The sequence below is a fragment of the Candidatus Formimonas warabiya genome, assembly GCF_002777255.1.
Lineage (GTDB): Bacteria > Bacillota > Dehalobacteriia > Dehalobacteriales > Dehalobacteriaceae > Formimonas > Formimonas warabiya.
This window is the reverse complement of record NZ_CP017634.1, coordinates 4,095,825-4,114,655: the sequence shown is the minus strand read 5'-3', so window position 1 is coordinate 4,114,655 and position 18,831 is coordinate 4,095,825. Positions and strand designations below refer to the sequence as shown.

The window sequence follows — 18,831 nt, the reverse complement described above, 5'->3', positions numbered from 1 at the left end:
GATCTCCCCCTTATTTACCAGGATTGTAATTTTTTAATCTCTTCCCGCAGGGCTTGAATCTCTTCCAATAAGTCCAGCACCAGACTGACTCCCGACCAGTTAATGCCCAAATCACGCCGGAGGCGCACCATCTGCCGGATCTTTGTGACCTCCGACCGGGAAATTCTCGGGTTGCTGATTCTGCCTTGGTAATTAATCAAACCCAGTTCAAGTAATTTTTGCACAAGAGCAGGGTCAATGCCTGCCTCATAAGCCACCTCTGCGACGGTTAAGCCGCTTTCTTTCCAAACACCGGGGCATTGGCAGAGCAGGACAATTTGGTATTTTTTCTCCTCCATATCAGGATACCTCCTGTTCTCGACCGGACCGGGCAGACGCTTTTTTCGCCAATTGTTCCACCAGACCCTTCTCTTCCTGGCTCAGATCCCTGGGAATGATCACTTTTGCCACCGCGTACAGGTCTCCTTTTTCCGTTCCCTGCACCAGCCCTTTGCCCCGCAAACGAAAACGCTGGCCGTTTTGTGTTCCGGGCGGGATGTTGATTGCCGCCCATCCCTCCATGGTAGGCACCTTAATTTTCGCACCCAAAATGGCTTCCCAGGGGGATATCTCTATGTTCGTTTTTAGATCAAATCCCTCGACGGTAAATTTATCATGGGGAGCGATTTTGATGCGAAAGAACAGATCGCCGGCAGGCCCTCCGTTCAACCCCGGGCTCCCCTGCCCTTTTAAGCGGATCCGGCTGCCCTCTTTGATGCCGGGAGGGATTTTCACCTGAATCTCTTTGCGGTTAGTGGCCACCGTACCGTCCGGCTGCTCTTCCAGAATGTGCAGCCCTACGGTCCTGGTTCCCCCAAAATAAGCTTCTTCCAGGGAAACCGTTAATTCCGACTCCTGGTCCTGACCTTTGCGGGACCAATTTCTTTTTTCCCCGGCGTAATCATAAAAGCCTCTGCCCGGGGCAGCCCGCCCAAAAAGCATTTCAAAAAAATCGCTGAAATCGCCGGAGCCGCTGAAATGGAACTCCCGGCTCCCATCCTGGCCAAAATGATCCTGCATATTTTCCCAGCCGGACGGGGCAGTAAAATCCTGCCCCGCTTTCCAGTTCGCACCCAGCTGGTCGTAGCGTTTTCTTTTTTCTTCATCTTTTAATACTTCGTAGGCTTCATTTATTTTTTTAAAATTTTTTTCTGCTTCCGGATCCTTGTTTACGTCGGGATGGTACTTACGGGCCAATTTACGGAAAGCAGCCTGGATCTCTTTTGGTGTAGCATCCCTCTGGACCCCTAAAACCTGATAATAATCCTCAAATTTAACACTCATCTTCCCACCCCCGGACGAATAATACCGGATCAGCCGGTTTATGCTTCGGTAAAGTCAACATCAATGGCATCATCATCCTTTTGGCCGGGCCGGCCGGTAGATTTCTGCTCCGGGGAAGCCTCCGCCAGCTGCATTCCTGCCTGCCCCAGTTCTTCTGTCAAGGCACGGATCTTTTCGATGGGGGCATTCTGCTGGAGGGCATCCCTTAATTGCTGGATCAGGTCTTGAATCCTTCCCCGCACATGCACCGGAACTTCGCCGGCTGTGCCCAGTGTTTTTTCCGTTTGGTAGATTAAAGAGTCGGCCTGGTTTTTTACTTCAATATATTCCCGTTTTTTCTTGTCCTCCGCGGCATTTTTCTCCCCTTCTTTGATCATGCGCTCGATGTCGTCCTTGGATAGGCTGGTAGATCCGCTAATGGTAATTTTCTGTTCCTTCCCGGTTTTTTTATCCTGAGCGGATACATGCAAGATGCCGTTAGCATCCACATCAAAGGTCACTTCCACCTGGGGCACGCCCCTGGGCGCCGGCTCTATTCCTTCCAGCTTAAATTGACCCAGCTTGCGGTTATCTGCCGCCATTTCCCGCTCACCCTGCAAGACCACAATTTCTACACCGGGCTGATTATCCTCTGCCGTAGAGAAAATCTCTGTTCTTTGAACTGGGATGGTGGTGTTTTTTTCAATCAGTTTCGTCATGACTCCTCCCAAGGTTTCTAACCCTAAGGATAGAGGAATCACATCCAGGAGCACCACGTCCTGCAGTTCCCCTTTCATAATCGCCGCCTGTATCGCGGCCCCCACAGCCACTACTTCGTCCGGATTCACCGACATGTTGGGCTCTTTACCTCCGGTCATCGCCTTTACCAGGGCTTGCACAGCGGGTACCCTGGTCGATCCGCCCACCAAAATCACCTGGTCAATCTCATCGGCACTGATTTTGGCATCGGCAATGGCCTGGTGCACAGGATCCTTGGTTCTTTCCACCAGATCCCCGATCAATTGTTCCAATTTGGCCCTGGTCAGCTTCATCTCCAAATGCTTGGGACCTGTGTTGTCTGCCGTAATAAAGGGCAGGCTGATAGGGGCCTCACTGGTCGCGGATAATTCCACTTTTGCTTTCTCCGCTGCTTCATAAAGACGCTGTAATGCCTGGCGGTCCTTGGACAGGTCAACAAACTGGGCCTGTTTAAATTCATCCGCCATCCACTGGACAATACGCCTGTCGAAATCATCTCCCCCTAAATGGGTATCCCCGGAGGTAGCCCGCACTTCAAAAATTCCGTCCCCCACATCGAGCAGGGACACATCAAAGGTTCCTCCCCCTAAATCATAGACCAGGATCGTCTCATTCTTGTTCTTTTCCAACCCGTAGGCCAGCGCCGCCGCGGTAGGCTCGTTGATGATCCTTAATACATTCAGTCCGGCAATCCTTCCGGCATCTTTTGTGGCCTGACGCTGGGCGTCATTAAAATAAGCGGGTACCGTAATCACCACATCCGTTACCTTTTCCCCTAAATATTTGGATGCGTCGTCCGCCAGTTTTCTTAAAATCTGAGCGCTGATTTCCTCGGGAGAAACCAACTTACCGTCAATATCAAAACGCACCGTATCCCCCGGGCCTTTCACCACCTGATAGGGAACCTGGGCCGTTTCCCCCAGCACCTCATCATATTTCCGCCCCATAAACCGTTTCACGGAATAGATGGTGCCCAAAGGATTCATAATCCCTTGCCGTTTGGCAATTTGCCCGGCGAGACGTTCCCCGTTTTTGGAAAGGGCCACTACAGAAGGGGTGGTCCTGGCACCTTCCGCATTGGGGATCACTACCGGCTTTCCTCCCTCTACCACTGCAACAACTGAGTTCGTTGTTCCTAAATCGATTCCTATCGCTTTTGCCATGGAAATCCCTCCTTAAAAGTTTGATCTGGTGATAAGTATGCCCTGAAGCCGCACAGCCGGAATGGTCAGATTGCCGGCCTTCCCTCTATGCACACCACCTTTTTGTCATGGGTATAGTATATAACATAGGTCAAAGAAGGTCAAATTATGAGCCAATTAGTGGGAATTAGCAAGACGTCAAAAGAAAGAGCTTGAGATCATTTTACGCATATTATTCCCATTTTTTGAAAATTTTTTGCCTTTTTTCACCTTTAAATGAATGGGCCGGGTCACCTGATCCTGCTTTATTTTACCTTTGACAAGGGAAAAAAATTTGTTGTAAGATACGGGTAATACAGTAGAAAATTCTAGGGGCTTTTCGGGATCCGGGTACGGGTTACCGGTTACCGGGGTCCGGGAAAAAACAGCGGTTTTGGGATTTAGGATCGGGTTACCTGTTTTGCCAATTGATGAACCAGTTTCATTTTTGACAAAATTGTAAAGGGTAGCCCTTTTTTTATCATCAGTAGAGGAGGTAAATCTTATGCGCCCTGATCAAAATCTGCTCCGCAAGGCCTGTAAAGCTGCGGGTGTTCTTCTTACTGCCGGGGTAGGAATCCTGGTTTGCCTCTTCCTTTTCGGCACCACCTCTTTCAAGGTGCACGACCTGACCTGGAAAATTTTTGCCGTTCCTTCCCTGCAGGGGCAAACTGTGATTGAGTTTCCCCCTTTCGGCAACCTTTCCGCCCAAACCCATGTGAGTCCCTTGGACTTGCACATTCGCCTGGAGCGGGTAGGGCCCCAATTGGTGCAAACAAAATACCTGGCCAAAGAGTCTCAGGCCCAAATCGTCAACGATATTCAAGACAGTATTCCCCAGGTCCTGGTGCACTTTTCCTTACGCCAAATAGGCATCGGATTTTTCGGCGCCTTCCTTTTTGTCTTTTTTATCTGGCGGCTTCGTTTTAAACCGGCCCTGGGCGCAGGGTTGCTGGGCGCGCTCTTGATGGGAGCTTGTTTCCTCCTGGGCTTTTTTACCTTTAACACAGAGGCTTTTCAGGAACCCCACTATGACGGCGTTATTTCCGAGGCCCCTAATTTTATCCACCTAGCCAGCCTTTCCGCGTCCCAAATAAAAAATATCCAAAGTCAAGCCGGGACTTTAATGGAAAATGTAGAAGGCATGGCCGCCAGTACGGAATCGGTGGCAAACCTGGGCACGCTAGGCAAAGAAGGCAGCGTGAAAAAAATTCTCCTGGTGAGCGACCTTCACTCTAATCCCATGGGCGTGGAATTAATGAAATCCCTCGTCAAGTCCTTTAAAATTGATTTTATCATCGATGCCGGGGATTTAACAGATTTCGGCTCCCATTTGGAAATCCAAACTGCCGACGAGGTCAGCAAGCTGGGCATACCTTATCTGTTTTGCCCGGGAAATCATGAAACTGAAGAAATGGTAGCCTATATGAAGACTCTGCCCAATGTGGTGGTACTGCAAGGGCAGACCAAAACTTTTCAAGGAATCCGTATCTTAGGAATACCTGATCCTCTCTCGTCTGACCCGGCGGTGGAGATCAAGGATGCCGATGCGTGGGCCGAAGTGGTAAATTCCACCGCGGAAAACGCTTTAGAAACCATCCAGAAAGAGGGCCGCCCGGATATCCTGGTGATGCATAATCCCCAAATATCCCGCAAGCTGGCCGGCAGCGCTTCTTTGCTGATTAGCGGCCACACCCATCTGCAAGCACGGGAGATCCTGAAAGACGGTACCCTATTAATTAACCCGGGCACCACCGGTGCTGCCGGAATGCGGGGCCTGTATGCAAAAAATAATATCCCTTATTCTGCCGTAATTTTGCATTACAGCACCGATCAAGGGGCTATAGCGACAGATTTTGTCCAATATGATCTTGCTTCTCAAAATTTTTCTCTCAAACGGCACCTGGAAGAAGGGAGTAATCCGGAAAGGGCCTCTGTTACTACGGCTTCCAAGGGACAGTAAGGGAAAGGTCTGATTACGATCATGCTAAAAAAGGTCCATTTGCCCACAGAATTTTAGCGTGGGAAATGGGCCAAAGGATTAGCATCCGGAACGAGTAAAACTCCTCAACACCAATCGGTCCCCAGGCTAATTAGGGTAAAGCCGACATTTTCGGCCAATCTCTTTTCACACATAATGCGTGTCCGTATACTTTTCCAGATCTTTTTCCAGGGATCCTTCCAAGTCAGGGGGCTGATAGTCGTTTAACATCTCTCTCACTTTTTTATGGGCGTTATCCAAAACATCCTTTTTCCCTTGCTGTTCCCAATTCTCATAGGGAATACGGGAGAATAGAACCGAGTCATAGAATTCCCGGCGGAAATGATGAAAAGTATGCTCTTCCGCAATAAAAGAACCTCTTGGGCCAACTTTTTTAATAAGACTAACAGCCATGTTCTCTTCGGAGAATTCCAAAGGCCGAAGCAACCTTTTTGTGTATGCGGCAAGTTCGGCATCTAATACCATCTTTTCTAATGAGCCAATGTTCCAACTGCCCATTGCGCCCAAACCGGGTAAGAGGTGCAGTCCGTTGCGCACCGCATTGACAAAATGAAACGCCGATTCTGCCCCTGCCTGAAAATCAAGGCAATTGGCATCAGAAAGTCCCACGTCTCCCCGGGCAGGAACACCATACCAGGAAGCTAACTGAGCAGAAGCATATTCTATTAGCCGGGCTTCTGGAGCGCCAATAGGCGCACAGGCGTTTCTCATGTTGGTAATCGTTCCAATGCAGCCATATAATACCGGACACCCCGGGTTTACGAGTTGGGATAGAACGAGGGCGCCAAGAATCTCACAGTTTTGCGTGATCAGCAGACCCGGCAAGGTGCTTGGTGCGGTCATACCCGCCATAGGCATAGGAGATATTGCCACAGCTACGTTATACCGACAAATATCGATCAGGGTATCACTTTCATGGGCAGACATGCCCAAAGGTGAAAGCGGGTTGGCTGTACCGATGGCATAGGCTATTCCTTGGCCGGTGTCCTTCATTTTCTCTTTACTAATACCAAAAAGGATGGCAAGCAGGCCCACACCCTCTGCCAAGGTACAGTCCAACGGTTTATCCGTCATTTTTATAGAGGCGAAAAGTTCATATAAAAGAATATTATCGGCTGCAATATCCCCTCCGGACGCCACCAATTCCCGGTTAAAATCAACACAATCCAACATTTGGGTTAGTTTTAGAGAGTTCTCATAATCTTCACTGGTACTTACCCGCATGGTACCGTCATAATCCAGAATAAATGGCGAACCCCCGCTGGGTCCAAAGGCAAAGTATCCTTCCCCCACAGGCATATTTCTCGCAGAATTTCTGGCTAATAAGGTAAATTTGGGCGGAACAGTTTTTAGGGCATCCTGAATTTGGTCTTCCGTAAAATAAACAAATTCTCCCTCCACTCTAACCCCATGCTTTTGAAAGATTTCCCTGGCCCGGGAAGACTGGAACCACATGCCTGTTTTATCCATAACCTCTAGAGACTTGTGGTGAACCAACTCAATTTCTTCTTTGCGTAAAGGCAACAATCTGTCTCTATTATCCATAGAATTTTTTCACCTGCCTTCTTAAGCAAACTTGGGGCATAGCAACGGGATACCCGGTTTACCGTATCTTCCGTCTAACGCTACCGGTAAACCTTCCGAAAGTTTTTGCGTGTATGCATCAAGCTATCAAGCAGACTCACTACTTTGCACCCATCCGCACAATAACCGTCGGCTCCTGCTTTTTGGGCATAAACCGCTGAAACAGGTGCTCCGCCCACGATGATGGTTAAATTATGACGGAGGTTCTTCTCCTCTATTTCATTGATCACTTCATAGATTTTCCCCATTGTAGTTGTTAAGGCAGCTGATATCCCTAAAATGCCCGGCTTATTCTTTTTGACGGCAGATACAAACTCGGAAACAGGAACATCAATGCCAATATCTATCACTTCATATCCCCCACCCTCTAGCATCATCCCTACCATATTCTTTCCAATATCATGCAAGTCTCCGGCAACAGTACCTAAAACAACCTTTCCCCGCCCTGATATAATGGGCCGGGAAATTAAAGGCTTTAAAACATACAAGCTGGCATGCATGGCCCGGGATGACATTAAGACATCGGGAATAAAAACCTCGTCTTTTTTAAATTTCTCTCCGATTTCCTGCATGGTAGGTTCGAGTACCTGTTTGATGATTGCAGAAGGAGAAATACCAAATGAAAGGGCATTACTGGTTAAATTTTGCGTCTGCCCGGCATCTCCATTTTTCATCGCTTCCCGAATTTTCGTCAGAATTGGCTCCACCCTTATTCACTCCTGTTATATCCTTTGTCGGAACTGCCTGGGGGACATCCCTTCACAGCGTTTAAATACTTTGGAAAAATAGCTGGGGTCGGCAAATCCTAATTTACTGGAAATTTCATCGATATGGTATTTAGGATTCCCTAAAAGCTTCTTCGCTTCTTCCATGCGCACCTTTGTGACATAATCCATAAGGGTGATACCCTGGTTTTCTTTGAACAATTTACTAAGATAAGAAGGATTTAAGTAGACAGATTGAGCGATCAATTCTAAGGACAGATCTAAAAAAATGTTCTCCCTGACATATTGCTTCACCTGATGAATGATGTGCGGATTCTTGATATGTTTGATTTTAATTTGGCAATCCATATACTGCTGTAACCCCCGGAGAGCAAAATCGGCTATCTCCTCAGTTGCTTCCGCCTGTACAATAGACTCTACCAATCCGGCATTGATATCTAATGCCTCCTGCAAATCGGAGCCGTTTTCTACAGCCGACCGGGATAGTGCTACCATCAATTCTATAATCCGCGCCTTAATTAAGGGAAGGTTACCCACACCAACCACCAGAATGTCCACAAGCAGGCTCCCCAGAATTTTCCTTGCGGTTTCCCTGTCCCCCAACTTTACTTTGCTGATTAATTCCCTTTCTTTTTTTAAACAATTATCCAGGTTGGTAGCATTTTCCCCATTAAGCTGGGCCTCCAGGTGTTTCTTGGCAGTGATTTCGTCAGCCAACATCGCCTGTTGGCGTACTATTTCCTTTCGATGGCACAAGCTCTCCCATCCTGCCCGCATGATATAATTCGCTGTGACGAATAGCAGTTCCGCAGCCGCCTGGACCTTTTTTCCCGATACAATTTCTAATTCTTTCGCTGCCTCCATCAAGGAAGTAAGATCAATTTCCAGACATTTGTTCATGGATTCAAGTTCGACCCAAAAGAACTCCTCCGGTTCCCACATGAGTACCTGCCCGCAAATAATGGAACCAAGATGTTCTCCCTCAATGATGATAGGAGCAGCCCATTCAATCAGACCTGCCGGACAGCGAAAAATGTAAGGCTCACCGTATTTAGCGGCCTCCTCTCCGGCCCGGGCATAAGCAGCCTGGCAACGTGCCGCCCCATGCTGATACTGCCAGATTAATTGGCAAAACCGGCAGCTTTTTTGGACGTCAGAGATGCCAAATATGGACTTACCCTTGATATCAACAATATCCGCCCGGAGCCCGGTGGCATTAGAAAAAGCATGGAGCAGCTTTTTTAAGGTATTTTTGTCCACTAAATCCAGTAAGCGGGAACTCCGGGATGTGAGACTAATCGTGGCATCATCTTTTTTACTCTTTAACCGCATAGCAGGCACTCCTTTTCATAAGCCTTTACAGTTTACTTTTTCAGGCCTGCCCAAAATATCAAGTATTCGTCCGATAATTACCCCTAGGGTATTCTTCAACAAGGTTACTGGAAATTCCTTTATAAAATTTACCAAAATAGACGAATATATGGACTTTCTTTCCTTCCTGGTGATAGAACAGGCGTCAACTTTTGTTGACGCCATGCCTATCAAAAACCAGAGACTGGTCCTAATTTTTTTACCCTTTCTTCATTTTCCTTGATGATTTCATCCAAGGCGTCAATATGCTTTTCCGTAATCATCCGGGGCCGTTTCGCCGCCAACAATTTTAGAACCTTGTCATGAATTAAGTCTTTCGTAGTTTTCCTACCCTCCAACAGCCAGTTTTCAAAGTGTTTTCTGTTTAAAAATCTGGGATACCAGGTTTCCTTTTTATAGTGGGTAAAGGTATGTTCTTCTTTTAAATAATGACCTCCCGGACCCACCTGATGAATCAGATCCAAAGCCAGGGTATCCTCCGACAGCTCAATGCCCTCCATAAACCTTTTCACAAAAGCCACACTTTCATCATCCAATAATATTTTTTCCAGGCTTCCTACCAGCCCGGAGCCTAAGTACCCGTTGTCATGGACCAGGTTTGTCCCGCTCAGGGCGGCCATCATCGTGGAATAAACCGACTCCATGCCGGCCTGGGCATCAATCTCGCAAGCATCGCTGCATCCGGAAGTGCCATAGGTAGGCAGCTTGTAAAACTTGCCCAATTGGCCTACGATGGTATGGCCCAAAGGCAGTTCCGGGCCCCCATAACAGCTTACCGCCGAATGCATATCCATCACCGAGAAGACCAGGCCATAGATAAAGGGGGCTCCCTTACATTTTAATTGGTGCATCACCAAGCCGGCCAACCCTTCCGCATTGCCTAAGGCCAATGAGCCGGCCACAGTTGCCGGGCCTGTGGCCCCGGCAATCACTCCGGAAGCATAGGTAACAGGAATGCCATATTCTGCACAAAGCAACAATTTTTGAACAGCTTCCTTACTATTGATCAAGGGAGAAATGGGCTCGGCGTATAAAACAAAAGTAGGTGTTCTTTTTAACTCCTCGTATCCTCCGACTAAAACAGCCGACATATCGATTAAGGCCTTCAAATTATCATAATCCGTTGCTGTCGTTAACACCGGTTTGGAACAATAAGAAACGGTCGCTTTTAAGTGGTAAAGGTCCGCCAGTTGAGTTGTCACATTATGGGCTACCCCAAGGCAAGCTACAAAATCCAAGTTAGGTGCATCTTCCGCAAACTTTGCCACGTTTTCTACATCTTCAATGGTGGTTTCCCGGATCTGGTTGGAATAGGGATCTACAAAATAAGGTAAATCTGTCCCTAAGCCAAAATTGCATACTCCTTCCTCAAGGCGTACCTTCCTTTCCCCACACCGGTTTCTCAACACAATTCTTTCCGGAGCGCTGGCAATAGCCGCTTCCACCAGCCAGGCGGGAATTCTTACCAAGTCGCCTGATACATAAGCTCCTGCCTCTTTTAATAACTTCAACGCCTCTTCATCGTAGACCCGTACCCCCGTCCGTTCCAGAATTTCCAATGAAGCCAGGTGCAAAACTTTTAGCTGGTCATCGGTCCAGGTGAAATATTTGGGTGCATGGTTAAAATATTGGTTGATCATAAATTGCCTCCTATTATGTTATTCTTCTGCTCTGTTTAATAGACTAACTTATGTTGCCGTGGCCACATTAAAGCCATCCGCCTGAATGGGCAGGTAATGTATTTTGCTTCCTTCTACTCTTTCTCCGTAGAAGGCTACCCAATAAGGCCGGAAAACCAGTTCACTTTGTACGCCCCTAATTGCCGGCACTGCCCGAGCCCTTCTGACCACGAATTTATTGGCACACTTTGTTGCCGACTCCACGATTTTTTCTTCTGGTATGGATGGATCCACGGTAGGAGAATTCTCCTCATTGATCTTTTCCAGCCGGGGAAATTTATCGATGATGGAGGCCTGCCCGGTGGTACCGCTCACCAAGACATTGATTTGCGAATTAAACTTAGTTTTGGGCGCAAAAGGAAATTTCCTTGCCTCCAAGCCGATTTCCAAGGTCACTTTATAAAAAGGAAAGTAGGTCAACTCCATCTCGCTAAAGGCCTTGCGGACGATGAGCCTGCCGATCCACCCGCCTTTCTTTTGCGCCACCAACCAGGCAGCCTCCTCAGGCATGGTCAATGGGCTAACTGAGATCGTCATGTTTTTGAAACTCCTTTATGGCCTTCAGCATCGCTCTTTGCTCAAATAAATATCGAATCCCCAAGTAGCAAATAACCACAATCAGTCCAATCGGCATCACATATCCGATGAGAAGATCGTTTCTCGCCTTTAAACCCCAGTATACCGCCACGACAATTACAAAAAACAGTATCACTAAAGTCCATTCCACAGCGCCAATGGATTGGGGGTTTTCCTTATTAGACATGAGTAACACCACCTTCTTTTTTTATCGTCAGGTTCTGTCCGAACTGGTTTCCGATTAGAAAGCAGGCAAAGGACAAGGGGAAGGCGATTAGCAAACCGTCAATCCCATAGGGGTTGCCTAATATCTTCCAAAGAGCTACGGTGCCGCCCCCAATCAGCATGGACAGCAATCCGCCCATAGCCGTTCTTCTATAGGGCCAAAAGAGTCCGCCCACAACCGGTACCACGGAAGCGGCAATCCAAAGACCACCGATGAACACCCAGGCATCCGCCACCATCGTGAATTGTCCCGCCAGCAAAACGCCGATAATGCCCATGAGCAGAACGCCTACTCTGGTCCAGTTGACAATTTGTTTATCCGACGCCTTTGGATTAAATATTTTCGTGTATATATCCCGGGCCATGGTGGTACCGCCAATCAAATAATATGAATCAAGGGTGGACATGATCGCACCGAGAATTCCGGCAATAAATAAACCTTTTAATATGGGGGGCAGGTAAGTCAAGCTTAAGGTTAAGTAAGCCGTGCCAGGCACCAGATTAGGATACTGCACCCGGGCAATAATCCCCATCATGGTTAAACAAATATCAAAAGAAATCCATAAAGAGAGACAGATTAAAAACCCTCGCCGTGCCGTACGCTGGGAATCGGCGGCAGAAAACCGTTGATAATAAGTCGGATCCGAGTAAGCGCATAGCCCTAAAATCACCAAGGTAATCATTTTAAAAGGAGACATGCCCCCCAGAGGGGCTAAAATATCCGAGGCTCCCTGCTGAGATAGCCCGTTGAGAATATTGGCCCATCCCCCGGTGTCCGCCCAGGCGAAAGGCAAAGCGATACAGAGTCCTACTACCATGAATACCATTTGTACCATATCGGTCACAGCCACCGATAATAGGCCGCCCAGCATGGTATAAATGACGACAATGCCTACACAAGCCGCTGCAAACCAAAAACCGTTGATCTGCCAGACGCTGTTACCCAATACCTGCAATGCAGTCACTTCATAAACTACGGTACAATAAAACAACAGCATAATCGTAGAAACAATTGCGGTCCTTTTGTCATAAAGCTTTTCAATCAAATCAGGCATGGTCACCCCATCTGACATCCGTACTTTAGGCGCAATCCATAGAGCCAGCGGAATACGGGACAAATGGGCGGGGATACACCACACTACCCAACAGGATAAACCATAGGCAAAGGCATATTCAGCAGTCGCAATGGTGCCGCTTGCCCCATACCAAGTAGCCATTAAAGTTCCCACAGTTAAAGATAAGGGAAGTTTGCGCCCAGCCAAGTAAAAATCCTCCATACTGGAAATCTTGCTAAAAAAGAAAAAACCGATTCCCACAACTAGAGCGGCATAAAGAATAATGGTCACTGTATCAATGGTTGTCAGCAACATATATTCACCCCCGTTTTTATTATCTGAACAATAAAATTTGTGATCCGGTTCGAATACTCCTTGGTAAATTCTTTGGTTTTCAAGTACTTTCTTGGCAAGAAAAAATACCCTGAGGAGTATCCTCAAGGTATTCTGATCGTCTGATTTCCTTAATTCATTTGATAAATATCCACCGGTCCTGCGCCAATTACATTCAGGTGCCGCATCCCTGCTCCCCACACATAAGTCCCCCGAAAGGGTCCTTGCTCCCCATTCTCTTCACCCGAGACAGTCCATTTCACATTGCCCCCTAACCGGAGAGGCTCTTCTGAGGATACTTCAACCTTGACGTCGGCCTCTTTTCCCAACCGGATTTCCGTATCGCCGGAGCCGTCAATCACACAGTCAGAGGATAAATAATCCGCATAGAGTTTTAGAGAGCTTTGATTGTGAATCTCCCATGCCCTGTCTTCCGGAATCAGCAAAGTATGCTGGATGATCCTGGCATGATAGCCCAGATCGCTTCCTGCGGATACACTATTAAAAGAAAGATACAGGGTGTCCCCGGACTTTAGCGCCTTGACCTGACTATCCCCTAAGATTTCTGCTGCGGTGCCCCGGTTGTCTGCGGTCACATCAGCCGTACTCCGGACTCTGATCATCTTTTCCTTCGTAAAGCGCACGTCCATGGAATCTTGGACCGACTCCACGACAATTTTTTTGATGCTGTTATCCAGGGAAATGGTTTGATCGGAAACCTGGGTAAAATTCTGGGCGGAAACCATTTTCTGAAATTGAGAAACCAGTCCGATTTCCGATAATCCATAAATGACCATGCTGATACTGACAATGATAAAGATGATAAAAATACTAAAAACATCATATTTGACTTTGGGACTTTCCTCTTTTCCCCGGTAGGCATACCAGAGAACTTCCCCGCCCAGCAAGAGAAGAACCGCCGGCCACCATTTCATGATCTGATTTAAGACTTTTACCTGATTGATTTGGGCAAATAACAGCAAGGCCCCCGCAGCAATTAACACCATCCCCATGGATAAGGTGCCTACTCTCCATCTTCGCATTTGTCCCCATCCTCCTCTTCTACCGGGACCTTACTTCCGGTGAGCAGCTTAATGCCGCTGAAAATCAGAACCAAAGAAACCAGCCCGGTCTGGATATAATTCTTAATTTCCCAGGACAGAAAGGGCGAGACAATTCTGTCGAAGACGACAAAGCTGCCTAAAAGAATCAGTCCCCAGCCTACCCATTTGGGGTAATTCCCCAACCAATCAAAAATGCCCATCTCGGCAGCGGAACTCTCCCGCTCCTGTCCCTGCTCTTTTTCTACCTGGTGAAAAGCATCAAAGATGGCATAAAACCAAAGCACAGGCAAGACAAATAAAAGTAAGCTCATGTGCAGCCAGCCCATTAAAAAAGCGGTAAAGAAAAAGGCACTCATCAATTGCACCCCTTGTTTTTGGCGCCCCAAATACATATGTCCTGCTCCGGGCACTACGGACAAGGCCACGGTGATCAATTTCCGGTTAGAGAAGTTTCGCCCCTCTCCCGCCCAGGTATCTTTTTCTTCTCCTGACCGGTTTGTCCAGGAAAAGGCATCCACCAAAGCGGCAAACCAGATCACCGGCAACCCCAGGGCCAGAATTGCTAAAAGGTCGTCCGTGCCGGTAATGGCCGACATCCCCACCACCCCAAAAATAACCCCGAAGAACAAGCCAAAGAAAATAACGGCCCGTTCTTTGCGTTCTACATAGAGATGGCTCAATCCCGGAATAAAAGAAAGGATAAACACCACAAATTTGCTTTTTTTAGTCAAATGAAGACCCTCCTCTTCCTTGCATTTCAAAATTTTGCATCCAGTCTGCCGTCTGATCGACCAGCTTTTCCGACCAGCCAATTCCGGTTTTTTCCCCGGCCCATTGCTCCTGAACATTGGCCCGAGAAGCAAACTGAGGGACTATATCAACCAGAGATTGGAAGATCCCGCTTCCCATCAGAAGAATGGTAATGGCCGCGGCGACAGCGAAATAAACGGCACTGTCTTTATTGGGCCGGGAGACCCTCTTTTTTTCCTTGGGGAAAAGTCCTTTTTCTTGCCCCAGGGCATCCAGAACCCGGTCTGTGAAATCCTCTGACAACAGGGTTTCTGCGGCACCGATTTCCTTGTCCCCAAATAACATCAGAAATCTTTCCCGGCACCGGTCACATTCTACCAGATGATTTTCCATCTTCTGTCCCAGATCCGGGGGAACCATCCCCTCTTTAAAAACGAGCCATTCCTCATCACTAAAATGCCTCATCATGCCCCTTCCTCCCATTTCTTGCGAAATAAAATCCGGGCCCGGTACAACCGGGATTCCACCGTTTTCACCGTTGTCCCCTCTTCTTTGGCAATTTCCTGATAGCTTTTTTCCTGAAAATAAAATTTAATTAATACATTGCCGTAGATCTCCGGTAACCTGCCACAAACCTTTCGGACCCTGGCTTCTTGCTCTTTTTGGAAAAAAATATCTTCCGGAGACGGCGTCAAGGCCCAAACCCTTTCCCCCGCAGTTCCGGGATCCCCGCTAAATTCTTCCCGGGATAAACGCACCCTGGCTCTCCGCCAGTCAATCGCCTTCCTGACGGCAATTTTTCCAATCCAAGACTTAAAACTATGAAACCGATACTGGGGAAGGGAGCGGAATACCTGGAGGAACACTTCCTGGGCTACGTTTTCCGCTTGATCTTTCTCCTGAACAAAGCTAAAGATGACGGCAAAAACGTATGCCTTGTATTTTTCTACCAACAGCCGAAAGGCCTCTTCTTCTCCGGTCAATATTTGCCGGATCAGCTGTTCTTCAAAATCCATGGCCCCCCTCCTTTCCTCTCTCATATTAAAAGACGTTGAAACAGGAGAAAACACTGCAATAAAATCATCCTAAATAAAAAATAAATGCCCCTATCGTGGTTCAAAGCCATCAATAGGGGACAGCTTATTATTGAGAATGCTTCCCGGTCATAAGGGTTCTTTCCCTGCCGGTCCTTCACTCAGGTTGCCTGCGCCGGTTCTCTCATGGCGACTCCTGCCCGGTTTCGTTTTCCTTTAGGAGGTAGTCTTCAACTCCCGCTCCACAAATTCTACAAAGGAGTTGGCCAGAAAAGGATCAAACTGAGTACCTGATCCTAAAATCAACGCTTTGATGGCGTCCTGAACAGGCATGGCCTTCCGGTACGACCGGTCGCTGATCATGCAATCAAAGGCATCAAGAATGCTGAAGACACGGCATTCAAAAGGTATGGCCACCCCTTTTAATCCTAAAGGATAGCCTTCTCCGTTCCACCACTCATGATGCTTCAGAATCAGATCGGCCACAGAAGCCAGTCCGGGTGCGGAAAGAGCAATCCGGTGGCCGATTTCACAATGCCGTTGGATTTCCGTTTCTTCTTCCGGAGTTAAAGCCTCCGTTTTAAACAGCAGGGAATCGCAAATCCCCACTTTTCCAATGTCATGAAACTGAGCCAAAAGATGCAGATGATTCCGGGTGGTTTGACCCAGATCCAAAAACTGGGCAAACTTCTCGGCAAGCAGGGCTAAACGTTCCGCATGCCCTTGGGTAAAGAAATCCTTCGTTTTCAGCGCTTCCATGAGGGTCTGGATCACGGCATTATGGGCATTTTGCCGGCGGTACAATTTTTCCCGGTAAAGATTATCATCCGCTTGTTTCAGCAAATTGGCCGTGTTCTTCACATCGGAGCTTACGGCATATCCCATGGAAATGCTTAAAGGAAGCTCCGGATTGTTGGCATTGTGACAGGAAACAGCATCCTGCACGCGCTGGCAGCCGGTTTCGGCAGCTGCCTGGTCACTGTTGGGAAGAATGACCCCAAATTCATCTCCCCCGATCCGGGCAATAATATCTCCGGCCCGAAAACATCTCTTGATCACATTGGCTCCTGCCACCAGAAGAGCATCCCCGGCGTTATGTCCCAAGGTATCGTTAACCAGCTTCAGCCCGTCGATATCAAACATAATGATACCCACGGAGTCCAGCCTGCTTTCTTCGATTCTTTTCATCTCCTGGTCAAAGTAGGCCCGGTTAAAACTGCCGGTGAGAGAATCATGGAGGCTTAAATATTTCAGTTGTTCCTCTGCCAGCTTTTGGGCCGTAATATCCTGCACCTGCATTAAGAATCCATAACAGGTATTCCGTTCCGTTTTCAAAGGAGTGATCAGAAAGTCAAAATAGCATCGCCCCAATTTCGTTGTGGGAAAAGTGTACTTTTTTCTTAGTCTGTCAAAGCTAATATCTGTGACAAATTTAATCGTTTCCCCATCCAGCAACTGGCTTCTGAGCTGCTTAGGAATATGGAAATTATTGAGTAATTCCTTTCCCTTTACCGCATCCACACCGGGCAAGCCAAAATAATCCAGGCAGGCTTTATTGGCATCCATTAACTGGCCGTCTCCATTATAGATGGCAATGCCGATCGGAGATTGGGAAAAAATCTCCCGAAACCTCTTTTCACTGTCTTTCAATACTTCTTCCGCTTGTTTACATTGGGTAATATCATCATAAACAGAGACGAGTTCTCCTGTGCCCAGTTTGAATACGTACGTATTTCTCCAGCCTACCGTCCGGGCATCCTGATAAATATACCTGGGAATATGCTCCGCTTTTCCTGTGCGCCACACTCTTTGAAAAACTTCAAAGAGCCCCCACTTTTTAATTTCCGGGAAAACATAGGAAAGGGGTTTTCCCATCACAACTTTCTTCTCTATTTTATCAATTCTTTCTGCCGACAGATTAAAGTCCTTTATAACAAAGTCATCCCCGTCTGCCACTGCTTCATAGACCGCAACCGCACAGCTTAAATAGTCAAAAACCTCCCGCAAGCGTATGGCTTCAAGAGGATGAACACCATTATTTTCCCCATGGGCAAATTCCGTCTCCTCCATAATTTGGCAAAGAACACCAGGGGCTCCCTGAAAAGCAATCCGTCGAAAAAAACCTACCACTTGAATAACTTGTCCCCTGCTATTTAATAAGCGAAACCGGATCTGCTCCCCCTCAATTTGTTCTTGATTTCCAGGCTCAGCAATCCATCTGTGCACGGAAAAAAGGTCCCCGGGAAAAATAAGTTTCTCTAAAGTCAAATGGCTCATTTCTTCCCATAAATATCCGCTCAATTGCACCATGCTTCTGTTCGCGTACCGGAACAAACCATTTTGTATGACACAAAGAGGCAAAGGTGACAAATCTAACATCTCTTGTGCATCTGACTCCATCACGGGGTTCCCCCCTTTCTTTTCCGCCTGTCAAATTGTGAAATGAAATGGACTGATTGACATGATTTGTTTTCATCCACTATAATCAAAAACAGAAAGGTAATCAAAATGTAAGGACAATCACTGTTATGAAAAAAATATTCTTTATCGATTTTGACGGCACCATTACCAAGCAGGATACCGTCGATTACTTTACCCAGGCTTTTTGCCGGGATGGGTGGAAGGAACTTAACGAACAATGGGAACAGCGCAAGATTTCTACCGTCGCATGTGCCCAAGAGACGCTAAAACTAATGGATACCACTGCGGAGGATTTTTATCATCTGCTGGACACGGTTGAGCTTGACCCTTATTTTGGCGATTTTGTTCACTTATGCGCCGAAAAAGAAAACGAAATTTTTATTCTCAGCGACGGCTACGACTTAAACATCAACTACATCCTGGGCAAACACCATCTGGGGCATTTGCCGATTTGCGCCAATGAGATGACAATTACCAACAACCATTTTCTCGTGAACTTTCCCCACCTCAATGACCGGTGCGGTCAATGCGGCACGTGCAAAAAAAGCCTGATCGCCTCGTTAACGAAGCCCCATTGCCAAACGATCTATATTGGAGACGGCTGTTCGGACTTTTGTGCCAGTCAAACCACTGATTTAATTTTTGCCAAAAACAACCTTCTCTTATATTGCCGGGAGAATCACATCCCGGCCATGCCGTTCCAAGATTTTTCAGATGTTATGGGCTGGATGAACCATTCTTAAAACCGGTTCCCGGGCAGGCTATTTTAC

The 18,831-nt window shown here is 47.4% G+C and carries 17 protein-coding genes; 2 read left to right on the top strand and 15 right to left on the bottom strand.

Annotated elements, in window-relative coordinates; translation table 11 throughout:
- Positions 1–14: 14 nt before the first annotated feature.
- Genes DCMF_RS18715 through dnaK form a run of 3 tightly spaced genes read right to left on the bottom strand, consistent with a single transcriptional unit; the run spans position 15 to position 3,224 of the window.
- Positions 15–338 carry a chaperone modulator CbpM gene (locus DCMF_RS18715; RefSeq protein WP_148135822.1) on the bottom strand — a complete coding sequence of 108 codons (324 nt, stop codon included), beginning with the start codon at positions 336–338 and terminating at the stop codon, positions 15–17.
- Position 339: 1 nt separating this feature from the next.
- On the bottom strand, positions 340–1,323 hold the full coding sequence (locus tag DCMF_RS18710; RefSeq protein WP_148135821.1) for a DnaJ C-terminal domain-containing protein: 984 nt from the start codon (positions 1,321–1,323) through the stop codon (positions 340–342).
- Between the two features lie 38 nt (positions 1,324–1,361).
- Positions 1,362–3,224, bottom strand: coding sequence for a molecular chaperone DnaK (dnaK, locus tag DCMF_RS18705; RefSeq protein WP_148135820.1), 1,863 nt, complete (start codon positions 3,222–3,224; stop codon positions 1,362–1,364).
- A gap of 523 nt (positions 3,225–3,747) precedes the next feature.
- Here dnaK and DCMF_RS18700 point away from each other — a divergent pair.
- Positions 3,748–5,205 (top strand): metallophosphoesterase family protein, encoded by a 1,458-nt coding sequence (locus DCMF_RS18700; protein WP_148135819.1) that lies wholly within the window; start codon positions 3,748–3,750, stop codon positions 5,203–5,205.
- 165 nt (positions 5,206–5,370) lie between these two features.
- On the opposite strand, the gene DCMF_RS18695 is transcribed toward DCMF_RS18700, so the two are convergent.
- The 12 genes from DCMF_RS18695 to DCMF_RS18640 all read right to left on the bottom strand — a co-directional run bounded on the left by DCMF_RS18695 (position 5,371) and on the right by DCMF_RS18640 (position 18,040).
- Positions 5,371–6,789, bottom strand: a complete 1,419-nt coding sequence (locus DCMF_RS18695) for a trimethylamine methyltransferase family protein (protein WP_148135818.1) — start codon at positions 6,787–6,789, stop codon at positions 5,371–5,373.
- Between the two features lie 80 nt (positions 6,790–6,869).
- Entirely contained in the window at positions 6,870–7,535 is a 666-nt protein-coding gene (locus tag DCMF_RS18690) for a cobalamin B12-binding domain-containing protein (RefSeq protein ID WP_236860062.1), read from the bottom strand.
- Positions 7,536–7,550: 15 nt separating this feature from the next.
- A complete protein-coding gene (locus DCMF_RS18685) occupies positions 7,551–8,885 on the bottom strand; it encodes a PocR ligand-binding domain-containing protein (protein WP_148135817.1) in 1,335 nt (444 codons plus the stop codon).
- Positions 8,886–9,094: 209 nt separating this feature from the next.
- The gene (locus tag DCMF_RS18680) at positions 9,095–10,564 is read right to left on the bottom strand and encodes a trimethylamine methyltransferase family protein (RefSeq protein WP_148135816.1); all 1,470 of its coding nucleotides are present in this window, start codon (positions 10,562–10,564) and stop codon (positions 9,095–9,097) included.
- Between the two features lie 48 nt (positions 10,565–10,612).
- Positions 10,613–11,140, bottom strand: a complete 528-nt coding sequence (locus DCMF_RS18675; protein ID WP_148135815.1) for a hypothetical protein — start codon at positions 11,138–11,140, stop codon at positions 10,613–10,615.
- Complete coding sequence (locus DCMF_RS18670; protein WP_148135814.1) at positions 11,124–11,366, bottom strand: hypothetical protein; 243 nt, start codon at positions 11,364–11,366, stop codon at positions 11,124–11,126. The genes DCMF_RS18675 and DCMF_RS18670 overlap by 17 nt, the downstream gene beginning before the upstream one ends.
- Entirely contained in the window at positions 11,359–12,774 is a 1,416-nt protein-coding gene (locus tag DCMF_RS18665; protein ID WP_148135813.1) for a sodium:solute symporter family protein, read from the bottom strand. Before DCMF_RS18665 ends, DCMF_RS18670 begins: the two co-directional genes overlap by 8 nt.
- Before the next feature lie 149 nt (positions 12,775–12,923).
- A complete protein-coding gene (locus tag DCMF_RS18660; protein ID WP_148135812.1) occupies positions 12,924–13,835 on the bottom strand; it encodes a hypothetical protein in 912 nt (303 codons plus the stop codon).
- Positions 13,817–14,587: a hypothetical protein gene (locus DCMF_RS18655; protein WP_148135811.1), complete on the bottom strand. Its 771-nt coding sequence runs from the start codon at positions 14,585–14,587 to the stop codon at positions 13,817–13,819. Before DCMF_RS18655 ends, DCMF_RS18660 begins: the two co-directional genes overlap by 19 nt.
- Entirely contained in the window at positions 14,580–15,074 is a 495-nt protein-coding gene (locus DCMF_RS18650; protein WP_148135810.1) for an anti-sigma factor, read from the bottom strand. Before DCMF_RS18650 ends, DCMF_RS18655 begins: the two co-directional genes overlap by 8 nt.
- Positions 15,071–15,622, bottom strand: coding sequence for an RNA polymerase sigma factor (locus DCMF_RS18645; protein ID WP_148135809.1), 552 nt, complete (start codon positions 15,620–15,622; stop codon positions 15,071–15,073). Before DCMF_RS18645 ends, DCMF_RS18650 begins: the two co-directional genes overlap by 4 nt.
- Before the next feature lie 234 nt (positions 15,623–15,856).
- Positions 15,857–18,040 (bottom strand): diguanylate cyclase domain-containing protein, encoded by a 2,184-nt coding sequence (locus tag DCMF_RS18640; RefSeq protein WP_236860348.1) that lies wholly within the window; start codon positions 18,038–18,040, stop codon positions 15,857–15,859.
- Positions 18,041–18,168: 128 nt separating this feature from the next.
- Here DCMF_RS18640 and DCMF_RS18635 point away from each other — a divergent pair, with 128 nt between their 5' ends.
- Positions 18,169–18,804 carry an MtnX-like HAD-IB family phosphatase gene (locus DCMF_RS18635; protein WP_148135807.1) on the top strand — a complete coding sequence of 212 codons (636 nt, stop codon included), beginning with the start codon at positions 18,169–18,171 and terminating at the stop codon, positions 18,802–18,804.
- The last annotated feature ends 27 nt before the right edge of the window (positions 18,805–18,831 follow it).

Coding starts and splice junctions, on each gene's coding strand:
- DCMF_RS18645 (WP_148135809.1), bottom strand. CDS start 15,622: ATGGATTTTGAAGAACAGCTGATCCGGCAAATATTGACCGGAGAAGAA.
- DCMF_RS18715 (WP_148135822.1), bottom strand. CDS start 338: ATGGAGGAGAAAAAATACCAAATTGTCCTGCTCTGCCAATGCCCCGGT.
- DCMF_RS18635 (WP_148135807.1), top strand. CDS start 18,169: ATGAAAAAAATATTCTTTATCGATTTTGACGGCACCATTACCAAGCAG.
- DCMF_RS18660 (WP_148135812.1), bottom strand. CDS start 13,835: ATGCGAAGATGGAGAGTAGGCACCTTATCCATGGGGATGGTGTTAATT.
- DCMF_RS18640 (WP_236860348.1), bottom strand. CDS start 18,040: ATGGAGTCAGATGCACAAGAGATGTTAGATTTGTCACCTTTGCCTCTT.
- DCMF_RS18675 (WP_148135815.1), bottom strand. CDS start 11,140: ATGACGATCTCAGTTAGCCCATTGACCATGCCTGAGGAGGCTGCCTGG.
- dnaK (WP_148135820.1), bottom strand. CDS start 3,224: ATGGCAAAAGCGATAGGAATCGATTTAGGAACAACGAACTCAGTTGTT.
- DCMF_RS18710 (WP_148135821.1), bottom strand. CDS start 1,323: ATGAGTGTTAAATTTGAGGATTATTATCAGGTTTTAGGGGTCCAGAGG.
- DCMF_RS18665 (WP_148135813.1), bottom strand. CDS start 12,774: ATGTTGCTGACAACCATTGATACAGTGACCATTATTCTTTATGCCGCT.
- DCMF_RS18670 (WP_148135814.1), bottom strand. CDS start 11,366: ATGTCTAATAAGGAAAACCCCCAATCCATTGGCGCTGTGGAATGGACT.
- DCMF_RS18685 (WP_148135817.1), bottom strand. CDS start 8,885: ATGCGGTTAAAGAGTAAAAAAGATGATGCCACGATTAGTCTCACATCC.
- DCMF_RS18650 (WP_148135810.1), bottom strand. CDS start 15,074: ATGATGAGGCATTTTAGTGATGAGGAATGGCTCGTTTTTAAAGAGGGG.
- DCMF_RS18695 (WP_148135818.1), bottom strand. CDS start 6,789: ATGGATAATAGAGACAGATTGTTGCCTTTACGCAAAGAAGAAATTGAG.
- DCMF_RS18700 (WP_148135819.1), top strand. CDS start 3,748: ATGCGCCCTGATCAAAATCTGCTCCGCAAGGCCTGTAAAGCTGCGGGT.
- DCMF_RS18680 (WP_148135816.1), bottom strand. CDS start 10,564: ATGATCAACCAATATTTTAACCATGCACCCAAATATTTCACCTGGACC.